Origin of the sequence: Paenibacillus sp. GYB004 (assembly GCF_036577605.1) — a bacterium.
Classification (GTDB): domain Bacteria; phylum Bacillota; class Bacilli; order Paenibacillales; family NBRC-103111; genus Paenibacillus_AB; species Paenibacillus_AB oceani.
The window spans coordinates 1-4,822 of sequence record NZ_JARBDB010000076.1 but is presented as its reverse complement, the minus strand read 5'-3'; the positions used below and the strand labels follow the sequence as shown (position 1 = coordinate 4,822).

Annotated in this window: 6 protein-coding genes and 10 tRNA genes; 3 read left to right on the top strand and 13 right to left on the bottom strand. The window is 45.0% G+C overall.

Annotation, left to right across the window (positions count from 1 at the left end):
- Window positions 1–239 precede the first annotated feature (239 nt).
- The 3 genes from PV433_RS33815 to PV433_RS33805 form a co-directional block, all read right to left on the bottom strand.
- On the bottom strand, window positions 240–626 hold the full coding sequence (locus PV433_RS33815; RefSeq protein WP_332076336.1) for a hypothetical protein: 387 nt from the start codon (window positions 624–626) through the stop codon (window positions 240–242).
- 140 nt (window positions 627–766) lie between these two features.
- On the bottom strand, window positions 767–1,051 hold the full coding sequence (locus tag PV433_RS33810; RefSeq protein WP_332076335.1) for a helix-turn-helix domain-containing protein: 285 nt from the start codon (window positions 1,049–1,051) through the stop codon (window positions 767–769).
- Window positions 1,052–1,078: 27 nt separating this feature from the next.
- Window positions 1,079–1,264 carry a helix-turn-helix domain-containing protein gene (locus tag PV433_RS33805; RefSeq protein ID WP_332076334.1) on the bottom strand — a complete coding sequence of 62 codons (186 nt, stop codon included), beginning with the start codon at window positions 1,262–1,264 and terminating at the stop codon, window positions 1,079–1,081.
- A gap of 227 nt (window positions 1,265–1,491) precedes the next feature.
- On the opposite strand from PV433_RS33805, the gene PV433_RS33800 reads away from it, so the two are divergent.
- The 3 genes from PV433_RS33800 to PV433_RS33790 all read left to right on the top strand — a co-directional run bounded on the left by PV433_RS33800 (window position 1,492) and on the right by PV433_RS33790 (window position 3,708).
- Window positions 1,492–1,920 (top strand): helix-turn-helix domain-containing protein, encoded by a 429-nt coding sequence (locus tag PV433_RS33800; RefSeq protein ID WP_332076333.1) that lies wholly within the window; start codon window positions 1,492–1,494, stop codon window positions 1,918–1,920.
- 22 nt (window positions 1,921–1,942) lie between these two features.
- On the top strand, window positions 1,943–2,383 hold the full coding sequence (locus PV433_RS33795) for an ImmA/IrrE family metallo-endopeptidase (protein WP_332076332.1): 441 nt from the start codon (window positions 1,943–1,945) through the stop codon (window positions 2,381–2,383).
- 95 nt (window positions 2,384–2,478) lie between these two features.
- On the top strand, window positions 2,479–3,708 hold the full coding sequence (locus PV433_RS33790) for a tyrosine-type recombinase/integrase (RefSeq protein WP_332076331.1): 1,230 nt from the start codon (window positions 2,479–2,481) through the stop codon (window positions 3,706–3,708).
- 95 nt (window positions 3,709–3,803) lie between these two features.
- Here the strand turns inward: PV433_RS33790 and PV433_RS33785 are convergent.
- The 10 genes from PV433_RS33785 to PV433_RS33740 form a co-directional block, all read right to left on the bottom strand.
- Window positions 3,804–3,874: transfer RNA gene (locus PV433_RS33785), tRNA-Gly, on the bottom strand.
- Window positions 3,875–3,885: 11 nt separating this feature from the next.
- A tRNA-Pro gene (locus PV433_RS33780) sits at window positions 3,886–3,959 on the bottom strand.
- 23 nt (window positions 3,960–3,982) lie between these two features.
- Window positions 3,983–4,059 (bottom strand) — tRNA-Arg (locus PV433_RS33775).
- Between the two features lie 8 nt (window positions 4,060–4,067).
- Window positions 4,068–4,142 (bottom strand) — tRNA-Gly (locus PV433_RS33770).
- Between the two features lie 14 nt (window positions 4,143–4,156).
- Window positions 4,157–4,236 (bottom strand) — tRNA-Leu (locus PV433_RS33765).
- A gap of 11 nt (window positions 4,237–4,247) precedes the next feature.
- A tRNA-Lys gene (locus PV433_RS33760) sits at window positions 4,248–4,320 on the bottom strand.
- 14 nt (window positions 4,321–4,334) lie between these two features.
- A tRNA-Gln gene (locus PV433_RS33755) sits at window positions 4,335–4,406 on the bottom strand.
- A gap of 11 nt (window positions 4,407–4,417) precedes the next feature.
- Window positions 4,418–4,493 (bottom strand) — tRNA-Thr (locus tag PV433_RS33750).
- Between the two features lie 6 nt (window positions 4,494–4,499).
- Window positions 4,500–4,575 (bottom strand) — tRNA-Val (locus PV433_RS33745).
- 172 nt (window positions 4,576–4,747) lie between these two features.
- A tRNA-Glu gene (locus PV433_RS33740) sits at window positions 4,748–4,822 on the bottom strand.

The following is a 4,822-nucleotide window of genomic DNA, read 5'->3' as shown; positions in this document are numbered from 1 at the left end:
TCCTGATACCCCACTCGAAATCACTATTGAAGGGAAAACTTTTTTAGAGTCTGAGCGGAAATTATCTAAAACAAAAAGAAATGAATTGATAAGATATGCCATTACAACTGCTATCGCGGTAGCCGCACACAAAGTCGTTTTTCTTTTGAATCATTCCATGAACGACTTTACCAATGCAGCCACCATCAACCCCCATGTTATGAACCAGCACCACGTCGGAACCCTATCACTGCTTTTCTTCATTTTTCACATCCTTCCGCCACTTCATTGGCGGTTTTTTCTATTCCTTGAATTTCAAGCCCGCAAATCTTGCAAAACCGATCCTCCGAGCCGATCTCGCTGTTCTTGCAGCGTGGGCAATTATTCGAACCCTTCACCTCCCCGTATGTACCATTTGCCACGGCCTCGACCGCTTCAAAAGCGTCCGTTAGCACTGCTGGATGCTTGTCCACTTCCGCAAATCGCTGGACTACTTTGAAACCCACCTCTTCTGTCTCGAGCCGTTGAAGAATCAAAACTTCAACCCCACAGCCACTGTGCGCCGTAATGTTGACCACGTACGGCGCTTGTATTTTAATGGCGACTGCCAGACTGATCATTTTCCCGATCCTGTCAATTCCGTTCATAGCTTTCTCCCTTCTAATAGCGTCCGGTCCGAGTGCATAATGCGTTCTACCATTCGTGTAAATCCTGCCAATTAGCTTATCGGTACATGTACTTCGTACAAAGACGATGTATCAAATGATTTTTACCGGATCACTCTCCATCATCTGAATTCATGCCGTTTCAATTTTTTTCGGATAGTTTTATCCAGATCAATTTGACGGAAATACAGATTTACACGTTGCCTGAAAAAGGGAACTTCACCGTCCCGCACCATTCGCCGTAACGTTGATTCTGAAACCTTGAGATATGCCATTGCTTCATCGAAAGTGAAAATATTAGCGTATAGCCTCTGTTTTATTTCTGGTTCAAGTTCGGCAAGAATCTCCTCTCGAAGTTCACGTTTAATATCAGTGCGAATCAACTCGATCAGGTCTAAGGTTTTCATAATGATTCGTCCCACCCGGTTCGGTCATTATTTCAGAAAGTAATCAACCGTTACCCCAAAATAATCGGCCAGCGTTTTCAGTTTGTCAGACTTGGGTTGATAGTTCCCCTTTTTCCAATTTGATAGAGTTGCCGTAGAAACGCCTGTATCTTTCGATACTTGGTAGGCGGTTTTTCCATTCTCATTCAGCAATAGCTGAAATTTTTCGTACATACCCCACCCTCCCTTCAATTTTTTAACATCAATATATTGACGATTAGCTAAGGTTTCTTATATAATCAGAGTGTCACCTAAGTTATATAAGATTACTAAGACATTCCGTCAATTTTGACTTAGATAACTAAGCTATGTTTGTATATTAGCATAGTTTTCTAAGCGTTGTCAACGGAAATTGACTTAGTTTTCTGTCCTATTTTTTTAAAAATAGTGGAGGAAAGCTAATGTATGAGAAATTTGAGCAGTTATTGAAGGAATTCGACGTCACGCCTTACCGTGTTGCTAAGGATACCGGGCTAAACACCGCCACCTTCACGAGTTGGAAACAAGGGAAATACACACCAAAACAGGATAAGCTGCAAAAGATCGCAGAATATTTCGGTAAACCAGATGACTATTTTTCTGGATCTTCAGTCCAGGAGGACAGGGAGCCGTACGCCCTCACTGCAAAGGAAGAACGCGATATCGCTCTGGATCTAGAACGAATGATGGGAGATTTAGAGAGTAAAGAGGCCATAGCTTTTTATGGGGAAGAAGTAGAGTTCGATGAGGAGGCAAGAGAACTGCTACGCGTATCCATGGAACAAACTATGCGTCTTGCTAAACAGTTAGCTAAAAAGAAGTATACGCCGAAAAAATATCGCAAGGATTGATACTCGGAGGTTCGTTGCGTATATGCCAATCAGAAAAACGGTAAATAAACTTATCAAGAAGTACGGGACTCGTGATCCAATTAAAATCGCTTCGTTAATGGGGATTGTCGTCCAATATCGGCAGTTGAAAGGTATTTTAGGCTACTACCAATCATACAAGCGCATATCTGTAATACACGTTGCATACGGTGCTCCGGAAGGATTAATTCCCTTCATCATCGCGCACGAACTCGGACACCGCCTTTTACATCCTGATATTAATGTCCCGTTCCTACGAGCAAACACGTTCTTTTCAATCGACAAGATCGAGCAGCAAGCCAATCAGTTCGCCGTTGAACTGCTAATTCCGGACGAACTATTGCTGGAAGGCTATACAATCCATCAAGCAGCCAAAATGTCCAATGTGCCGCTTGTGATCGCTGACTTGAAAACCGTACCGAAGTTCAAACGTTGCATCTTGTAACTAGGTGTTATAACTTCAACCATCTTGCGCTTTCCAGCTGCGAGGCTGTTTAAATATACCAAAAATAGAACATACGTTTGGAGTGATGAAGTGGAATGGCATGGACGGAGCCTTTAGGAGGCAACAAGTACAAGCTTGTTGAACGCGATCCTTCCCAAGCCTCGAGACCCAAAAAATCTATATCGGTCGAGATGCCGGAAGAAATCGCAAAATCAAAATCAGAGAAGAAAAAAGAAGCGTGGCTAGCTGTCGAACTTTCAAAATGGAGTGAAGCTGTTATTAGTGGGAAGTTCGAAGACAAAGGGAAGAACCGGAGGAAGTCGCAAAAAACAACCTTTTCAGATTTCATTCCGATTTGGAAGAAAGGATATGCTAAGGAGAATATGGGAGGGAAAACGATTCTTAACGTCATGAGTATCGTTGACTCAAGATTGATCCCTGAATTCGGAGATTATTGGATGAGTGATATTACAACGCTACAAATCGTCGAATGGTCTGGCTCCCTTGTGAATATAAAGACCCAGAGACCGTTGGCGACAAATAGCCGGTTGAACATTTATAAGGTCATGAAGTCCATTTTTGATGCAGCTACCGGGTGGGGAGTAATTAAGTCGAATCCAATGGACGGCGTAAAACGTCCGAGCCAGGGTAAAAAGGAGAAAAAAGAAATCCGCTCTAAAAAGAAAGTTTTTACTCGCGGTGAGGTTGAAAAGCTCCTAATCGCCTTATATGCGCTCCCGGCCCGTTGGCGGCTCTATTATACCGGGGCGATACTAGGAGGATTTCGTCGGGGCGAACTGCTCGCCGTGGAGTGGAAAGATATAGACCAAGAAAAATCAGCGATTTGGGTTGATAAGCAAATTACTTTGGATGAGTATGGAAAAAAGATAGAAGGCGAGGTTAAAACCGAGGACTCCGAAGGTTGGATTGTGATGCCCAAATGGTATATGGATGAGCTAAAAATATATCGTCGGCAATGGGTCAAAGAAAAGCTAAACTGCAAAAAGTGGCTTGAAGATGATAAAGAGTATATCTTCCACTCTGGGAATGGCGTTATGTACTACCCTTCCACGCCCACATTGACATGGGGAAGGTTTTTGGCAAAGAACAAACTTCCTCATGTCAAGTTGCACGGATTACGACATACTGCCGGAATGTTGCTTCGTGAATCCGGGACCGATCTTAAAACCATACAAGAACGGTTACGCCACACAAAGCTCGATACGACTGCCAATATATACTCACACAAATCAGAGTCGATCGATCGTGCGGCCGTCGCCCCTTTGGAAGAGCTTAATCCCAAAAGAGTGAAAATTGCCCCATGAATTGCCCCATAGATAAAAAGACGTCAGTCAAATGTCGAAAACAAAAAAAAGAAAACCCCTTGCGCCACAAGGGATTTGAAGGATTTATTTAACGAAGCGGGTGATGGGAATCGAACCCACGCTACCAGCTTGGAAGGCTGGAGTTCTACCATTGAACTACACCCGCAAAAAGAAAAGTCGGGACGACACGATTTGAACATGCGACCCCCTGGTCCCAAACCAGGTGCTCTACCAAGCTGAGCTACGTCCCGATACCAAGCTATGTGATTAAAAATGGCGTGCCCTGAGAGATTCGAACTCCCGACCTTTTGATTCGTAGTCAAACGCTCTATCCGGCTGAGCTAAGGGCACATCATATATGGAGCGGACGACGAGATTCGAACTCGCGACCCTCGCCTTGGCAAGGCGATGCTCTACCACTGAGCCACGTCCGCGTATGAAGAAAAGATGCGCGTGGAGGGACTTGAACCCCCACGGTCGCCCGCTAGATCCTAAGTCTAGTGCGTCTGCCAATTCCGCCACACGCGCTTATTTAAATGTGAGCCATGTAGGACTCGAACCTACGACACCCTGATTAAAAGTCAGGTGCTCTACCAACTGAGCTAATGGCTCTCATGAAGGGAATACTGGGGATCTAGGATTCGAACCTAGGCATGACGGAGTCAAAGTCCGTTGCCTTACCGCTTGGCTAATCCCCAACGTACTGAGATGGTGCCGCCGAGAGGACTTGAACCCCCAACCTACTGATTACAAGTCAGTTGCTCTACCAATTGAGCTACAGCGGCGAATTATGGTGGACGCTGACGGGATCGAACCGCCGACCCTCTGCTTGTAAGGCAGATGCTCTCCCGGCTGAGCTAAGCGTCCTCATCAGTAGATTTGCCATAAAGTAAGCCCATTATGTAATCATCGGTAACATTACTTTATGGAAAACAATGACCCGTAGGGGATACTCTCCGCTACGCTCCGAGACTGCGAAGTACTTCCTCACGAAGTTAAGCTTCGACGAACCTAATAGGTTCTCATCCCATAATAAAAATGGTGACCCGTAGGGGATTCGAACCCCTGTTACCTCCGTGAAAGGGAGGTGTCTTAACCCCTTGACCAACGGGCC

Coding starts and splice junctions, on each gene's coding strand:
- PV433_RS33795 (WP_332076332.1), top strand. CDS start 1,943: ATGCCAATCAGAAAAACGGTAAATAAACTTATCAAGAAGTACGGGACT.
- PV433_RS33810 (WP_332076335.1), bottom strand. CDS start 1,051: ATGAAAACCTTAGACCTGATCGAGTTGATTCGCACTGATATTAAACGT.
- PV433_RS33815 (WP_332076336.1), bottom strand. CDS start 626: ATGAACGGAATTGACAGGATCGGGAAAATGATCAGTCTGGCAGTCGCC.
- PV433_RS33800 (WP_332076333.1), top strand. CDS start 1,492: ATGTATGAGAAATTTGAGCAGTTATTGAAGGAATTCGACGTCACGCCT.
- PV433_RS33790 (WP_332076331.1), top strand. CDS start 2,479: ATGGCATGGACGGAGCCTTTAGGAGGCAACAAGTACAAGCTTGTTGAA.
- PV433_RS33805 (WP_332076334.1), bottom strand. CDS start 1,264: ATGTACGAAAAATTTCAGCTATTGCTGAATGAGAATGGAAAAACCGCC.